The sequence below is a fragment of the Burkholderia sp. Ac-20365 genome, from assembly GCF_017104715.1.
Taxonomy (GTDB): Bacteria; Pseudomonadota; Gammaproteobacteria; order Burkholderiales; family Burkholderiaceae; genus Paraburkholderia.
On the sequence record NZ_JAAGPI010000003.1, the window covers coordinates 416,789 to 433,266 of the forward strand.

Genomic DNA, 16,478 nt, shown 5'->3' on the forward strand with positions numbered 1-16,478 from the left:
TGTCAATATCGATCAAACCTCAATGCAACGCATCGCGGTTTGCGAGGGGTTTGAAGAGCCGGCTCCATGCAACGCTGACCAGCACCGTGGCAACCCCGCCAACCACGACCGAGCCGATCACACCCAGCGCCGTCGCACTCACGCCGGATTCGAATTCGCCGAGCTGATTGCTCGCGCCGATGAAGAGCGTATTCACGGCGGCCACGCGTCCGCGCATGCGATCAGGCGTTTCCAGTTGAATCAGCGTTTGCCGCACGATCACGCTGATGGTGTCCGCGCCACCCGAAATCGCCAGCAGAAGCAGCGACACGCCGAACCATCGCGACAGCCCAAAGCCGACGATGGAGATGCCGTAAATAGCCACGGCAATCAGCAGCTTTTTGCCGACGCCGCTGACAATCGCCCGTCGCGAAAGAAATAGCCCGACGCACAGCGCGCCGACCGCGGGCGCGGAGCGCAGCAATCCCAACCCTTGCGGGCCGACGTGCAAAATCAACCTTGCGTAGACCGGCAGCAGCGCGGTCGCGCCGCCGAACAGCACAGCAAAGAGATCGAGCGAGATGGCGCCGAGCAGCAGCGGACTGCTCCAGATAAAGCGCAGGCCTGCCAGAATCGTATCGACGGTAACGGGTTCGCGCGGCGGCGGCGTGTAGTCGTAGCGCACCAGCGCATACATCACAGCGCTGACGCAGAAAAGCAGCGCGCTGGTCAGGTACACCGTGACCACGCTGACGGCAAACAGGATGCCGCCCAGCGCGGGGCCCGCGATCACGGATATTTGCTGAACCACCGTGCTGAGCGCCATCGATCGCGCGAGCAGCTTCGGCGGAACGAGCATCGGCAACAAAGCCTGCTGTCCCGCCATCTGGAACGGCCGGATTGCGCCAAGCGCGAGCGAGAGCGCCAGCAGCGCATCGCGTGTGACGCTGTGACTGGCCGTGGAAATAGACAGCAACGTCGCCGCCACGGCCTGCAGCGCGAGACATGCCGCAACCATCCGCCCGCGGTGCAGGCGGTCGGCACAATGCCCCGCGATGAGCGTCGTCGCGAGACCTGGGACGAACTGAAACAGTCCGACGAGCCCAAGATCCCATGCGCTCGATGTGAGATCGTACATATGCCAGCTGATCGCCAGCATCAGCATCTGCTGCGCGGTGATGGACCCGGCGCGGGCAACCAGAAAACGCGTCAGCGGCGCGTGCCGCAGCAACGACGTGGTGTCGCCGGAGCGCGTCCGCATGGCGGGCGACGAGGTATCGCGTGAAGGCGTCATGAGAAGTCACGCGTCAATGCTTGGGTTATCACGTTGCACACCGCCACGCCTCGCCATCCGTTTCATGTCAACCCAGACTGCCGGTCACATCGTCGAACAGTTCGTCGACGGACAGACGCCGCGGAATGATCTTCTGGTCGAGCGCCCAGTCGACCGCGAGTTGCAGACCTTTGCGGTTCGCTTCCAGCCCGATCGGCGGAAACACGACGGGGAGGCTGTCGGCGGCGTTGCGGCTCTCGACCACCATGCGATACAGCTCGCGCACGATGTCCGGCCGTTCCTTCGACAGCTTCTCGTGCACGACGAACATATGGTTGATCGGCACCACGCCCGTGCGCGCGAACCAGTCTTTCGCGGTGGCCTGCGCATCGGGCACGAGCGTGCGCACGCGCTCGTCCTTCGGCATGTCTTCGCCTAGCAGCGCAGCCGTCAGCTCTCCATCGAGCATCAGTTGCGGAATCGACGATCCCACCGGCAAACGCTGGCAATTCGACGGGTCGCTGTACTCGGCGAGATGGCCGTCGCCGAGCGTCATCCATGTCACCTTGTCGAGATCAACACCGTATTCGTGGCGCAAAATGCCGCGAATCCACAGCGCGGTGGTCTGCGTGTACGTACGCACGCCGACCTTCCTGCCTTCAATATCCTTCGGATCGAGATGGCCGAAGTCGAGGTTGTATCCCGCGCAGTGATGCTGGAAACGACCCGAGATCGGCGCCGGCAGCAACACGTAAGGCTTGCCGTAGGCCTTCGCCTGCAGGAAGGTGACGATCGCCAGCTCGCCGGCGTCGAAGCGGCTCTCGCGCACCATCGCCTTGAAGCCGTTATGCGCGGGCGTCGGGCCGCAAAAGTCGAGATTCACGAGGTCCGATTTCACGCGTCCGTCGCGCATCGCCTTCGTCACGGCATACTCCGCGAGATTGACTCGCAGCGTCGGCGCTTCTGTCTGCGTCGTTGTCATGGTGTGTGTTCCTGTTGCTGGTATCAGTAGCCCGCCAGTTCCCGTGCGAGTCCGACCACGCCATACGTGCGTGCCGGCGCCGACATCAGGAAGCGATAACCTCCTTCCTGCAGGCGGCGATGATTTTTCGCCGTCACGTGCGGATTGCCGACCACGACGTTGTGCTTGTGGCAGATCTCGACGATCTCGCGCATCGCGGCGAGCACTTCAGGATGTTCGTACTGACGCGGCAGCCCCAGTTCCTGGCTCAGATCGCCTTCGCCGATCAGGATGAACCCGATGCCCGGCACGTTGGCGAGCATGTCGTCGAGGTTCGCGATTGCCTGCGTGCTCTCGCACATCAGGCCCACGAGCAGTTCGCCTTGCGGTGCGAGCGGCCAGACATCGGCCTTCTCGTAGTATTCCTGCATCGACAGGCCCCAGTAGCGCGCAGCATTGGCGGGGCCGTCACCGCGCACGCCTTTCGGCTCGTACAGCGGCGCGCTTTTTGGGCGCGCGTAGCGGCACGACGCGACCGCGTTGTACGCCTGCTCGACGGTTGCGACATGCGGCCAGATCACGCCATACGCGCCTCGATCGAGCACCTGCTTCGCAAAGCTCTGGTTCATCTCAGCGCCGTTCGCGGGAATGCGCGCGAGCGGCGTCACCTTCGGCGCAACCGAGCCGGACTCGGCGATCTGCTTGCGGCTGAGCATGTACTGAAGCGCATCGCCGAGCGCCGACACATCGTACGGGTTGTGCTCCATCTCGAAGACGATGCCGTCATACGGCGAATCGCTCATTTCGATGGCGGTCTGCTTGTCGAGCTTCGCAAAAGCGGCATGCGCCGGCTTGCCCAATTCAAAAGCGCGGATGATGCTGTTCAGGCGGGTGTTTGACATGATGGTCTCTCGTTGTCGCGGCGCGCTGCTTTGAGCGGGGCACGCGCGGTTGCGATGTTTCCGGCTTCAGCCCAAGGCGGGATAGAGCTTCTGCGCCGTCTTGCCGAAGATCCATGTCCGGTCTTCGTCACTGAGGCAGGCAAGCCCTTCCTGAGCCGTGGCGAGAATTTCGGTGAGCGAGCCTGGCGAGGTCGGGAAATTCGAACCCCAGGCGAGGCGCTGCGCGCCGAATGCTTCCACGACGCGCGGGAAAAACGTCTCTGCGCTCGCCTGCTCTTTCCTGACGTCGCCGAAAATGCGCGGCGTGAGCTTCATGTAGATGTTCGGCAGATCGCGCAACTCGAACAGTCCGGCAGCCTTTGCATACGGCGGGCCGTCGAGCACGTCAGGACGCGCGAGGTGATCCAGGATGATGTTCACGCCAGGAAAGCGCTCGGCGAGCATGCGCACCTGCGGCAGGCCGATGGGACCGGTCTGGATGCACATCGGCAGCTTCAGTTCCGCGAGCATCTCCCATGCCCTGAACGATTTGGGGTTATCCAGTTCGCTCGGATCGAAGTCCTTGGTCGAGCCGCCGGTGAAGATGCGTAGCCCCGCGAGGCCCTTATCCGCCCAGGCCCGGATGACAGCCGGCACGTCGTCGGCCAGCATGTCGACGGAGCCCACCGCGATCAGGCGGTCCTTGTACTGATTGCAGCCGTCCACCACGTAGCTGTTATCGAAGCCGTACGTCGTCGACGAATGCACGACCGCCGCTTTCGCAACGCCGGCTTCGTCCATCGCCTTGATCAGCGCCTCGACGGTGTTCGGGCGCTCCTGCGACCAGTCCGAGCGCTTGCCGAACAACGGCGCGGGCGGATAGCGCTTCTCGTCGTCGGAGATGATGTGCGGATGAATATCGATGATGTTCATGGTTTTCCTTCTGGCCGGCGCTTACAGGCCTTTTGCCTTGAGGTGCCGGTCGAGACGCGGATAGACGCGGCGTGCATTGCCTTCGAAAATCGCCTGGCGGTCCGCATCGCTGAGCGCTTCGCAGGCGTCGATATAGCGCTTCGTATCGTCGAAATACTCGCCGGTATCCGGATCGCGGCCGCGCACGGCGCCGATCATTTCCGAGCCGAACAGCACGTTGCTGGTCGGCACGACCGTCGTCAGCAGTTCCACGCCCGGATGGTGATAGACGCAGGTATCAAAGAAGATGTTGTCGAGCAGGCCTTCGAGGGGCCGTTTGGCAATTTCCAGCGACATGCCGCGATAGCGTCCCCAGTGATACGGAACCGCGCCGCCGCCATGCGGGATGACCAGACGCAGCGTCGGGAAATCCTTGAACAGATCGCCTTGCAGCAGCTGCATGAACACCGACGTGTCCGCGTTCAGATAATGCGCACCCGTGCCGTGATGACACGGATTGCACGATGCCGCCACGTGGATCATGGCCGGCACGTCGAGATCGCACAGCGCTTCGTACACGGGATACCACTCGCGGTCCGTCATCGGCTTGCCGGTCCAGTAGCCGCCGCTCGGGTCCGGATTCAGGTTGCAGCCGACAAAACCCATCTCCTCGACGCAACGGCGCAACTCGGCCACCGAGTTTTTCGGCGGCGCCAGCGGCGATTGCGGCAACTGGCAGACGGGCACGAAGTTGTCCGGATACAGGTCGCACACGCGGCGCACGAGATTGTTCGACACCTCGGCCCATTCCAGGCTGGTTCGCTCGTTGCCCAGGTGATGGCTCATCAGGCCGGCGATCGGCGAGAAGAGCGTGAGGTCGCCGCCGCGCTCCTGTTGCAGACGCAACTGACCATTGCCCACGCCCTCGCGGATGTCGTCATCGGAAACATGTGCGCCGGACAGCGGTGGTGCGTTGGCGGGATCGTCGGCGGACGCGATCTGCTTCGCGCGCCAGTCGCGGAACGAAGCGGGGACAGTCGTGAAGTGACCGTGGCAATCGATAATCATGTTGTTGGCTTTCCGTGCGGGTTTCAGACGCGGGGATCGACGAACAGCTCATCCATGGACATGCGCCGCGGCGTCAGGCCCTGCTTGAACGCGGTTGCTTCGAGCGCTTCGATGGTTTTGCGGTTTTCTTCGATGCCGTAAGGCAGCGGGTCGTTGCCGACGATCTTCTGCAACTCGACGTACTTCCTGTTCTTCTTGTCGGTCAGTTCGCCTGCATTGAGCTTCGCGAGCCAGTCCTGCTTCGCCTTGTCGAACGCGTCGTAGATCGACTTCGCGACCCACGGATGCTCGGCAAGCACCGAGTCCTTGACGACGATGGTGCCGTGCATCGGATACACGCCGGTGCGCGCGTAGTATTCCGCTTCCAGTTCCGCGGCATTCGGGAACATATCCGGGTAGTTCGCCTCGACTTCTTTCCAGCCGCCCGTCGGGTCGCCCGTGCGGCCAATCCCTGCGTTGCCGTGAAAGCCCGCGACCAGTTCGCCGCTGGCCATCATGTCCGCGAGCGACGTGCCCTTGGGCGCGTGAATCACGTTCGGCGGCAGTTGCAATTGCGTGACGTGCTCTTCGTCATCCACGACCCACGTGACCTTCGACGGATCGAGCCCGAACTCGTCGATCAGCACCTGGCGCGTCCACGCGCCCGTCGTCACCGAGTACGCACGCACGCCGACCTTCTTGCCTTCGAGATCCTTCGGCGTCGTGATGCCGGCGTCCGGGCGCACCAGCAAGCCGGAGTGATGGAAGCGGCGCACCACGAAAATTGGCAGCGCGACGAACGGCGCGCCATAGGCACGGGCGATGATGTACGTGGTCGGCGCCAGTTCGCACACGTCGAATTCGACATCGCGAACCATGCGGCGAAACGCGCCGATCTGCGGATGCACGGTGATGAACTCGGCGTCCACGCCTTCGATCGGGATCGAACCGTCGCGGATTGCCGCGGTATGCGGATGCTCGGCGATCGCGAGCTTGAGATGAACCTTGCTGGCCAATTTTGTCTCCTTGGTGGGATGATTGATCGAGTCGCCTGCTTCGTTCGTGGCGTGATGACGCGGCGAGTCGGACTGCTACAGGGATGCGTTTTCGTTGACAACATGATCTTTCGACACCACCGCTGCCGTCTATTGAATTAACTGGCGCGGGACTTAACCGTTTGGTAAAGGTGTGGACGTTTCAGATGCCACGCAAGTCTTCTACTTAGTACGGATGACTAACTAATAAAAGCAAATTTTAAGCGCGACCAAAGATCGCGCGCTCAGGTCTTCAGGCAATACCGCTTTGCAACTGCTGGGCAGCTTCCTCCAGACAGGCAACCATCAGTTGCGCGCTCGGCGTCAGTCCGCGGTTGCGGTTCCAGAGCACGCCCGACGGACGCAATAGCCGCGGCAACGTCAACGGCAGCGCATAGAGCGGTTGCGCGGCATCGTTGGCAGGCGTGCCGACCATGACCGCGATGAAGTCCGATATCTGCAAATGCGCGCGCGTCACATGGACCGAAAGCGTCTCGATGTAGTTGTTGGTCAGCGGTACGTCATGGGCGCGCAGCGTACGTTCCAGCGAGTCTCTCAGGATCGAGCCTTGCGGCGGCAATATCCACGGATAAGGAATCAGATCCGACCAGTTCAGATGCTTGCGCCGCGCCAGCGGATGATGCCGTCCCGTCATTAAGGTCACGGGTTCTTCGAGCAGCGCTTTTTCCTCAAAGCTGCCGAGCGTGTCCGGTGCGGGCAGGCGCCCTACGATCAGGTCGAGGCGACCTTGCCACAGCTCAGGAAGCAGCGCGCCGCGCGTGCCTTCCACGACCCGCACATTGGTTCCCGGCGACTGGATCTTCAGCAGATTGAGCGCCTGCGGCAACAGCGCGGAGGCCGAAGCGGGCAACATGCCGATATGCACCTTGCCCTCCGTACCCGAACTCAGCGCTTTCATTTCATCGCGCGCCTGATGGAGGATCGTCAGCATTTCGCGCGCGTGACGTATCAGACATTCGCCATGCGGCGTCGGCACGAGCCCTTGCGCCGTGCGTGAAAACAGCGTGAGTCCGAGACCCCGCTCCAGTTCGGCCAGTGACTTCGATACCGCCGGCATCGTGACGTGGGTGACTTCCGCCACCTGCGTCAGATTGCGATAGGTATCGATGGTCACGATCAGGCGGAGATGCCTCGCCTTCAGATTCACCTGCAAATAGCCGTCAAGCCCTGTCACGATAGATCTCCCACAGCTTCACCACGTTAATCGGCACTGGCGGTCCGTTCAGTCTTTGGGCTTCAGCGCATGCAAGGTCATGCCGAGCGAAATCGACGTGAAGTAGCCGATCGTGACGAGCAGTTCCGCGATCGCCGCACGGCCCAGTTCCGCATCGTATCGGGCGAAGCGCGCGTCGTTGATCGATCCACCGGCGAGGATCTCGCTCACCGCGTCGCACACAAGTCCCAGCCGTCCCGATGCGCCTTCGGGCCGGCGCTTTTCCAGAATCGCCGCTACAACCGGCTCGGGGATGCCCGATTTCAACGCGTGCCGCCGATGGTTGGCGATCACATACAGCGCATTCCAGAATACCGCCGTCGAAAGAATCGCGACCTCCGTTTCCGCCTCGCTGAGCACCGGCGAGTGATCCACGTGGGTGCCGATGATCTCCATGCCTTCAGCCAGACGCGGGTTGTGCAGCCAGATATTGAACGGCGTCGGAATGCGTCCTCGCCCTTCGCCCAGCTTCGCGATAACCCGTTTCTGTTCGTCGGTTGCCTGCTCTGCATCGATGCGCGCCAGTCGATCTTGGGTCATACGTTTTTCCTTCTCTTCAAAAGACAGTCATCCAGTGTGGCTTCGCTTTCTCGCGCTGCAATCAACCGCCGCCCAGCGCCGGCAGCCACTGTCCGAGAAAGCTGTCGGGCCAGGGAATATGCAGGATCTGATCGAACACGATGTAGAGGAACACCGTCACGCACGCGGCAAGAATCAGACTCAGCTTCCATGACTCGCGCCCTTCGATCCGCATATACGCGGCGATCATCAGCGGCACCGTCGGCAACATGCCGATCACCGACACGCACGCCAGAAACGCGACGAACCAGCCGAAAAAGCGCGCGGCGCGCGCGAGCACGATCCGCTCGGGCAACTTCTCGTCGTGATCGCTGGATACGTCCATATGGACGCCGCCAGCGCGCGCCACGCCGTGCGCCGGAACCACAAAAATCTTGTACGCGAGACTCGTTGTTGCGGCGATGACCAGAATGCTGGCCACGACCGTCGGCCCTATTCTCGCCATCAGCAACCAGCTTTGCGAACTCACCAGCATGTACAGCCCGATGCCGATAAAAAAGACATAGACGAGGTCTTCGCGCTTCACGACGATCGAACCGCTCGGTTTGAATTGCGCCATTCCGCCCGTACGCAATGCAGTGAAAAGCGGCTTGAAGAACACCAGTGCGGCGAGACTCAGCAACACGATGACCACCGGTCGCGTGAGCCAGTCGGTTCCGTAGCGGACGAACGAAATCGACATATACCGCTCCATCAGCACGCCGAGCACGAGGCCGAGAATCAGCGGCGGACGCGCCCATCTGAGCCGCTTCATCGTCCATCCGATCACGCCCGCGATCAGCAACACGAAGAGATCGCCCCAACTGCGCGAACCCTGAAACGCGCCCACATAGATGACGGGCATGATCACAGGAAGAATCAGCGTGTAGCGCAGCGTGGAGACTTTGGCGAACTGGCCGCTGAGCAGGAAGCACAGACCCGCGCCGAAGATGTTGGCGAGTGCGATCGACCAGACCATCGAATAGGTGAAGTCGAGGTGCCGCGTCAGCATGTCCGGGCCGGGAATAAAGCCGTGAACCATCATCGCGCCCAGCAGGATGGCCTGCGCCGCGCCGCCAGGCACGCCGAACGACAACATGGGGACGAGACTGCCGCCCTCGCGCGCATTGTTGGCCGCTTCGGGCGCGATCACGCCGCGCACGTCGCCCTTCGTGAACGACTGCTTCGCGCCTTTGGCGGTCTGCAGCGCGTGGCCGTATGCGATCCAGTCCGTTACCGCGCCCGTGATGCCCGGCACCGCGCCGAGGATCGCGCCGAGGCCGCCGCAGCGAAGCACCAGAAACCAGTTGCGAAAGCTGTCGATGACACCCTGGCGCATGCCTTCGCGCGACGTGAACTGCACGTTCTCGGCGATGGCCGTGCGGCGGATTGCGAGCTCGCACAACTCCGGCAGCGCAAAAATGCCGAGGATGATCGGCACCAGCGGGATACCGTCCTGCAGATAGAGAATGTCGCCCGTCCAGCGCATTTGCCCCGTCGCGACATTGGTGCCGATCATGCCGACCAGAATACCGAAGCAGGCCGCGACCACACCGCGCAGCGGCGCATTGCCGGACAGCGCCGACACCATCGACACACCGAACACCGTGAGCGACAGCATCTCCGGCGTGCCGATCGACAGCACGAACGGGCGCACCAGCGGCAGCGACACGGCCAGAATCACTGCGCCGATCAGTCCGCCCATCAGCGACGACATGTAGCATGCGCTCAATGCCCGTGACGCCTCGCCGCGTTTGGTCATCGGCAGACCGTCGAGCACGGTGGCCTGAGAGGCCGCGTGGCCCGGAACACCGAACAGCACGGCGGGAATCACATCCGAGGTGGTGATGACGGATGCCATCCCGAGCAGCATCGCGAACGCGACATACGGGTCCATCGTGTACGTGAACGGCACGAGGAGCGCAAAGCCCGTCAGCCCGCCGATACCCGGCAACAATCCGATTGCGAGCCCGACCGTCACGCCGAATACCAGAAAGACGATCCGGTTGAACTGCAGGAGCGTCGACAGCGCATGACCGGCCGCCATCAACGTCGCATCATTGAAGAACTCCATATGTCATCCTGATGGAATGGTGAGCTTCGTCGGCTCACCTGTTTTTCGTCCGAGACAAACCTGCTACTTCGGTCAAGCCCCGGCGTGCGTGACGGGTTCTGCCAGCATCGGATAAAGCGCCTTGGCGGTGCGTCCCCAGATCCACGCGCGCTGTTCGTCGCTGAGCCCAGCGAAGCATGCACTGCCCTGTTCGACCAGCTTCTTCAACGGTCCCGCCGACGCCGGATAGTTCGAGCCGAACGCCAGGTGATCGGCGCCGAACACTTCCACGAGCTTCGCGAAGACCGGCTCGGCGCCGCCCGGCGCGGCCTGAGCGAGATCGAACGTGCGCGGCGTGATCTTCATGTACACGTTGTGGTATTTCGCGAGCCCGAACAGTCCCGCGCAATTCGCATACGGCGGGCCTTCTTCCAGATTCGGCCGGCCGCAGTGATCGAGCGCGATCTTCACGGTCGGGAAACGCTCGGCCAGTTCCGCCACCATCGACAGACCGTCGGGCGTGGTCTGCACCGCCATCGTCATGCCGAGCGCCGCGCAGCGCTCCCAGATCGGAAAGGTCGCGGGATTGACCAGCCAGCTACCGTCGCTCTGATGCGTGGCGCCGCCGGTGAAAAGACGGATGCCGCCCATGCCATGCGCGAGCCAGTAGTCGAAGATTTCCAATGCGTCCGGCGCCAGCAGATCGAACGAATACACGCCTGTGAAGCGCTCCGGGTATTGCGCGACGCTGTCTGCAACATACGAGTTGTTCGTGCCGTATGTCGTCGACGAATGAACGATCGCGGCTTTCGATACGCCGGCTTCATCCATCTCGGCGATCAGCTGTTCGAACGTGATGGGCCGCGTTGCCGACCACTTGGAGCGATGGCCGTGATGAGGCGCGATCGGATAGCGCTCCGTGTCGGTCGAAATGATGTGCGGATGAATATCGATGATTTCGGGCGTCATATGGGTAATCCGTTTGATGAGGGCGTTCTGTCGCGCCGCTTCGCGAAAGCGGCCGATGCGCACAGGTCAGTGAGAGCTGAAGATGAGCTTGCGGGCGTCTTCGAGTTGCGGCTGGGGCGTGGCGTAAAGCTTCGTGACGATCTGCTCCACCGCATTGCCATCGATCGGATCGATCGGATAACCCGACTGCTTCATCGCGTCGATGAAATCAGGATCGGCGATGGTCTTCGCGAATGCATCGCGCAACGCGTCGAGCCGGTCCTGAGGCACGTCCTTCGGCACAGCGATCGGACGCCCGGCCTGAAACGGCAGGATGAACAGATTGAAGAGTGCCTTCACGTCCGGCTGCGTGATATAGGAAGACAGGTTCGGAACATCCGCGAACCCTGCGGGGCTTTTCCAGCCCAGATGCAGCAGCACTTTCATCTTGCCGGTCTTGAGCAGGCGCACCGGTTCGCCCTGCTGCAAACCGTCGATGGTCGATGCCCAGCCATCCACTTCGCCGCGCTGCATCGCCAGATACACTTCTCCGCGGCCTGTATAGCCCGGCACGATGTTCATCTTCGCGCCGATATATTCGTCGAGCAGCGCGGGCAAGGTGCGATCCTCGTTGGCGAAACCGGTCGCGCCGATATAGATCTTCTTTTTGCTCAGATCATCTGCTGTCGTCACGCCGGAACGCGTCATCGCAACGAGGCAGTATTCGACCTTGTTGAGGCTGCCGAGCCAGCGGACCTTGCGCGGATCGAAACGGTTCTGCCGTTCGTCGAGCAACGGAATATAGAGGTTGTTTCGCTGCAGAAAGCCGATGACGGTGCCATCGCTCGGCTGGCGCGACTGGAGCGATGCAGCGGCGACCATGCCGCCCGCGCCGACCACGTTCATCACAATGGCTTTGGGATGCCCCGGAACATACTTGACGAAGAAACGCGAGAACTGACGCGCGATGATGTCCGTCGGCGTTCCCGCATCCGCGCTAACCATCAGCGTTAGCGCCTTGCCGCGATAAAAGTCTTCCACGGACTGACTGGACCCAGGGCCCGCATATGCCGTGGCGGCGAAACCGAACAGCGCCGCACAAGCGCAAATCGCGGTCCTGTAATTCATCATCGTCCTCGTCTCCGTGTAGATGAGCGCAACTGTCCGTGCCCTGACCGGCAAGCGGCTTGCCGGTGCCGGTTCGCGTCGTCGCGCGTTATCGTTGAGTGCGAGTCAATTGTGCCAGTGCGTTTCACCCCGCGGGTTGAATAAAAGTGCCCCTGGGTTGACTGATCGGTTAAGGTGCGGGAACGCGGTCTTCCGCTGCGTTCATGCGCATGCCGGCGGGGGGACGTTAGTGCTTTTTTTCTGCTTCTTCTGCCAGACGTTGCGCCGCTTCTTCGAGACACGACACCATCAGTTGCGCGCTCGGCGTGAGCCCTCGCACGCTGTTCCACAGTACACCAGCAGGCCGCAGCAGGCGCGGCAGGCTCAGCGGCAGCGTATGGAGCGGTTGCGGGTGGCCGGTGTCATGCGCGGACGTATCGGCCATGACGGCGATGCAGTCGGACACCTGCAGGTGCGCGCGGATAACGTGCAGCGACAGCGTCTCAATGTAGTTGTTTGTCAGCGGCACACCGTGTGCTTCAAGTGCGCGTTCCAGCGGATCGCGCAGGAGCGAGCCGACGGGCGGAAGTATCCATGGATATGGCAGCAGGTCCGACCATTTGAGTGTTTTTTTGCGCGCGAGAGGATGCTGACGCCCCGTCACAAGCGCGACCGGCTCTTCGAGCAATTCCCTTTCCTCGAAGCTTCTGAGCGCATCGGGCGCGGGCAGGCGGCCGACGATGAGATCGAGATGACCTTGCCACAACTCGGGCAGCAGCGACGCCGTGGTGCCCTCGACAACCTTCACGTTGGTGCCCGGCGAGCGATGCTTGAGCAGGTTCAGCGCTTGCGTCAGCAAAATATACGCCGACGCCGGTAACACGCCAATTTCGATCTTGCCCTCGGTCCCGGCGCTCAGCGCTTTCAGCTCATCGCGCGCCTGATGCAGGACGTGCAGCATCGCTCGCGCATGGCGTGTCAGACATTCGCCGTACGGCGTGGGCACGAGGCCCTGCGCCGTACGCGTGAAGAGCGTAAGACCGAGACCGCGCTCCAGTTCCGTCAGCGACTTCGACACCGCAGGCAGCGTGACGTGCGTGACTTCCGCGACCTGGCTCAGATTGCGATACGTATCGATCGTCACCAGCAACCGCAAATGTCGTGCCTTGAGGTTGATCTGCAGATACCAGTCGAGTTCCGACATATCGCGCACATCTCCCGGTATGAGCAAATGGTTAAGTCATCGGCCATTTTACTCAATCGACCGTGTGTGGATGCGTCGGCACAATTCAACCGTAAATCGCGCCGGCCGATTGCGCCGTGGCTTCGCACGCACAATCGACGCCGGACAATGCAGGGCCGACGTCGTGCATGGCGATTCGCTGCGCACAGAAACCCATTTCTATCAGCTGGCTCGACCAGCATCCGGAGACACGCAGATGACGTACAATTCATCCCGCCGCAGGTTCCTGCGCAAAGCGGGCGCCCTCGGTATCGGTCTGGCAGCGGGGAGTCTTGCCGCGCCTTACATCGCCAGAGCCGCTTCGGCTGAAATTCGCATCGTCAGCAATCCAGGGCTGGAGAATGCGACGCTAAACGCGCTGATGGATGAACTCGGTTACTTCAGGATGTACGGCGTCAATGCGCGGATCATCCAGGTGCCCGGTCCGACCGGGCCGTTCGATGCGATTGCGCGCGGCGCAGCGGACGTCTGCATGATATCCGGGTACAACCTGGTGCTCACGCGCATCGAGCAGGGCGCGCCGGTGAAGATCATCGGCGCCGGCATGAAGAAATGCGCGCTGACGATCTTCGCCAGACCCGACGGTCCTAAAACACTCGACGCGTTGCGCGGCAAGACCGTCGCGGTCGGACCGAAGCTCGGGCTGCTGCATACACTGATGCTTCAACTGATGAAGGAACGCGGCATCGATGCATCGCAGATCACCTTCGTCGATCATGGCAGCAATGACCAGTGCTTCGATGCCGTCGCGAGCGGTGCCGCCGATGCCTGCTGCTCCAGCATCTCCCATCTCAACGACGATGCCGGTCCCGTCGCGATTCCAGCAGGCAACCTGTGGCAGGCGCTGCCCGGTTGCGTGTTCCAGACGGCCTATGCATCGAATGACGCGCTCGGCGACAGGCACGAGGGATTGGTCTCGGTGATGGCGGCCTATGGCGCGCTCTACGACTACCTGATGTCGCCCGCTTCGCACGATGCGTTCTTCGAGGCACGTAAGCGCGCCCAGAAACGCTTCGACGCTCCATCGGCCAAGGCGATCTGGGACTTCAACCAGACACAGCGGCCCTATTCGCGCGACTTGTCGCTGACGGAGAGTGACATCGGTTACCTGCAGGACATGGATATCGGCGTGGGAACTCTCACGCGCAAGCAACCGTTTGGGGAAGTGGCCGATATGTCGGCGGCGATCGCCGCCGCCAAGCGCACCGGCTGAGCGTGCATACTGAACGCGCAGCGGGCGCGTTTAGCGGGGAAGCAGATGCTTCCCCGCAATCCTGTCTAGAACGTATGCCGGATACCGGCAATGATGGAGATCTGCGAACCGCCCGCGGGCGGTGTCGGCACGGGCGAGAGCGTGGTCGCCGCGAGTGCCAGATTGCCGAAGTTCTGAATGTGTTCGCCGGTCAGATAAAGGAGCGTGCGCTTGGAGAGCAGGTATTCGCCACGCAAGACTTCGATCAGCGCCTTGTTCGGTGAATGCTCGTATTTGAGTTCCGCGAGCATGCCGTCCACATGGAAGAACGGCGTCACGGGTACCGTCCCCGTTACCCACACGAGATTGCTTCGCGGCGTGGCAATCCCTTCGTTCACCCGTCTGATCCAGCCCACGCCGAACTTCGCCTTGTGGATCATGAAGTAGCCGCCCAGCGTGAAGCGGCTATCCTTCAGATCCGGCGATGTCAATCCGCCCCACGTCGCCGAGGTGCCACCGTAGTTGCGCTCGTAGGACGTCGCCAGCCCCCAGGTGTGGCCTTCGTATTTGAGCAGTGCAGAATACTCGCGGCATTGATTCGACGGCGACGTCTGGCCCGGACAGTTCGTCGCGACGTTGCTGTTGCCCGCAACCGCATCGCGGCCAAAGCTGTAGTTCACACCAGCTTCGAAGTCGCCGAGGAAGTAGCGATAGCTGACGGAATTATCGGCGCGCGCGTTGGCGATCCCGTTGTCGAGCGTCGTGAGGCCTTGCGCACCCGTGCCGAACGGGTTGATGAACGAGATGCCGAAAAAGCGCATCGTGTACTGACGGCCGAAGGTGAGGCGGCCATATTTTCCGTCGATACCCACGTATGATTGCCGGCCGAAAAGCCGCCCGCCCTGCCGCGATGCGCCCGTCGTCGGGCTGAAGCCGCCCTGCAGATCGAAAATCGCCTTAACGCCGTCTCCCAGGTCCTCGCTGCCCCGGATGCCGAAGTACGAGGTAGCCGTGCCGTCTCCCGTGCGCCATCCGTTAGCGGTCTTGTTCTTGCCGTCCGCGACGTTGTTGACGAATTCAAGACCCTGATCGATCAAACCATACAGCGTCACCGTGCTCGCGCCAACGGGCTTCGCGGGTGCGGCGTCCTCGTCCTGATCTTGCGCCCTGGCCGAGCTTGCGCAAAGAAGTGCTACGCCGACGCATATCGCGGTCCGAAATTTCATGTCTCTGTGTCTCCGTCATGTTGCTCACTCGGCCAGACGTGCAATGTCGGGATCGCCTCGCCGTGAGCTTTTTTCGATTTGTTATTGCAGTGACGAAATTCTGCCAGCGTGATGCCATCTGCAAGTTGAAAAAATCGGCGCTCCGATTGAGCAAAAGGTTAATGGCGCCGCAGAAGCGCCATGCGTGCGAACACGAATCAGATCGCGCCAGAATCGGAGCATGTGATCCGCGCGTCTGCGGGAACACAAATGGATCGTTTCAATATCGCACACGATTCAGGATTTGCCGTTTTGCTCGACGAGGGAATCGGCTTGTGGGAGTTTCGAGCATGTTTTCCGCTAGCAGTAGCTCTGAACATGATCAGCGTGTCAGGTACCGCGATGCCGCGCCGTTGCGCCGCCAGAAAGAAGCCCGCAGCATGGCGATCGAGCGATGCGAAGCTAGCGATCTGCATCGCCGCGTCATAGCCCGCCGACCCGGACGGATGCGGCTCGATCTCGACGAGCATCGGTGTCTAGTAGGCTTAGACGATATCGAACAGGCCAGACTCACTCCGCCACCGCTGACAACGGTGCGCGTGCTGTCGTTTGAGATCGGGATGCGTGCCGCGCGTCACTTGATAGCTTCAATTGACGGACCGGATGGCGACCATGAGATCGCGCCGGATGCGCCCGTAGTAGAGCGCGGAACGCTTGCACGACCAAAGGAAGATAAAGCGTCTGCCAGACGATGACGGCAATGTCCACGTCAGGCTGATCCGTCTCAGCATCGCGCTGCGAACGCCCTCCCCCCGACGCCATCGTGCCCGCGATGCCAGATGTGATGATGT

15 protein-coding genes are annotated in these 16,478 nt (G+C 61.9%); 1 reads left to right on the forward strand and 14 read right to left on the reverse strand.

Going from position 1 to position 16,478, the window contains the following annotated elements; genetic code table 11:
- Positions 1-19: 19 nt before the first annotated feature.
- The 12 genes from G3O01_RS08220 to G3O01_RS08275 all read right to left on the reverse strand — a co-directional run bounded on the left by G3O01_RS08220 (position 20) and on the right by G3O01_RS08275 (position 13,191).
- Positions 20-1,273, reverse strand: a complete 1,254-nt coding sequence (locus G3O01_RS08220; RefSeq protein WP_241023771.1) for an MFS transporter — start codon at positions 1,271-1,273, stop codon at positions 20-22.
- Positions 1,274-1,340: 67 nt separating this feature from the next.
- Positions 1,341-2,234 (reverse strand): phosphate ABC transporter substrate-binding protein, encoded by an 894-nt coding sequence (locus G3O01_RS08225; protein WP_205804010.1) that lies wholly within the window; start codon positions 2,232-2,234, stop codon positions 1,341-1,343.
- A 23-nt stretch (positions 2,235-2,257) separates the two neighbouring features.
- Complete coding sequence (locus tag G3O01_RS08230; protein ID WP_205804011.1) at positions 2,258-3,115, reverse strand: aldolase/citrate lyase family protein; 858 nt, start codon at positions 3,113-3,115, stop codon at positions 2,258-2,260.
- Between the two features lie 66 nt (positions 3,116-3,181).
- Complete coding sequence (locus G3O01_RS08235; RefSeq protein WP_205804012.1) at positions 3,182-4,027, reverse strand: amidohydrolase family protein; 846 nt, start codon at positions 4,025-4,027, stop codon at positions 3,182-3,184.
- Between the two features lie 21 nt (positions 4,028-4,048).
- Complete coding sequence (locus G3O01_RS08240; RefSeq protein ID WP_205804013.1) at positions 4,049-5,074, reverse strand: amidohydrolase family protein; 1,026 nt, start codon at positions 5,072-5,074, stop codon at positions 4,049-4,051.
- A gap of 23 nt (positions 5,075-5,097) precedes the next feature.
- Complete coding sequence (locus G3O01_RS08245) at positions 5,098-6,069, reverse strand: ABC transporter substrate-binding protein (protein ID WP_205804014.1); 972 nt, start codon at positions 6,067-6,069, stop codon at positions 5,098-5,100.
- Between the two features lie 271 nt (positions 6,070-6,340).
- The gene (locus G3O01_RS08250) at positions 6,341-7,282 is read right to left on the reverse strand and encodes a LysR substrate-binding domain-containing protein (RefSeq protein WP_205804015.1); all 942 of its coding nucleotides are present in this window, start codon (positions 7,280-7,282) and stop codon (positions 6,341-6,343) included.
- Positions 7,283-7,330: 48 nt separating this feature from the next.
- Complete coding sequence (locus G3O01_RS08255; protein WP_205804016.1) at positions 7,331-7,861, reverse strand: carboxymuconolactone decarboxylase; 531 nt, start codon at positions 7,859-7,861, stop codon at positions 7,331-7,333.
- Positions 7,862-7,922: 61 nt separating this feature from the next.
- Positions 7,923-9,953, reverse strand: coding sequence for a tripartite tricarboxylate transporter permease (locus G3O01_RS08260; RefSeq protein ID WP_205804017.1), 2,031 nt, complete (start codon positions 9,951-9,953; stop codon positions 7,923-7,925).
- Between the two features lie 72 nt (positions 9,954-10,025).
- Positions 10,026-10,901, reverse strand: a complete 876-nt coding sequence (locus G3O01_RS08265; RefSeq protein ID WP_205804018.1) for an amidohydrolase family protein — start codon at positions 10,899-10,901, stop codon at positions 10,026-10,028.
- Between the two features lie 66 nt (positions 10,902-10,967).
- Positions 10,968-12,011: a tripartite tricarboxylate transporter substrate-binding protein gene (locus G3O01_RS08270; RefSeq protein ID WP_241023772.1), complete on the reverse strand. Its 1,044-nt coding sequence runs from the start codon at positions 12,009-12,011 to the stop codon at positions 10,968-10,970.
- Positions 12,012-12,234: 223 nt separating this feature from the next.
- Positions 12,235-13,191 (reverse strand): LysR substrate-binding domain-containing protein, encoded by a 957-nt coding sequence (locus tag G3O01_RS08275; protein WP_205804019.1) that lies wholly within the window; start codon positions 13,189-13,191, stop codon positions 12,235-12,237.
- Positions 13,192-13,426: 235 nt separating this feature from the next.
- Here G3O01_RS08275 and G3O01_RS08280 point away from each other — a divergent pair, with 235 nt between their 5' ends.
- Complete coding sequence (locus G3O01_RS08280) at positions 13,427-14,443, forward strand: ABC transporter substrate-binding protein (protein WP_205804020.1); 1,017 nt, start codon at positions 13,427-13,429, stop codon at positions 14,441-14,443.
- 65 nt (positions 14,444-14,508) lie between these two features.
- On the opposite strand, the gene G3O01_RS08285 is transcribed toward G3O01_RS08280, so the two are convergent.
- The gene (locus tag G3O01_RS08285) at positions 14,509-15,648 is read right to left on the reverse strand and encodes a porin (protein WP_205804021.1); all 1,140 of its coding nucleotides are present in this window, start codon (positions 15,646-15,648) and stop codon (positions 14,509-14,511) included.
- A gap of 197 nt (positions 15,649-15,845) precedes the next feature.
- On the reverse strand, positions 15,846-16,157 hold the full coding sequence (locus G3O01_RS45205) for a hypothetical protein (RefSeq protein WP_241023773.1): 312 nt from the start codon (positions 16,155-16,157) through the stop codon (positions 15,846-15,848).
- Between the last annotated feature and the right edge of the window lie 321 nt (positions 16,158-16,478).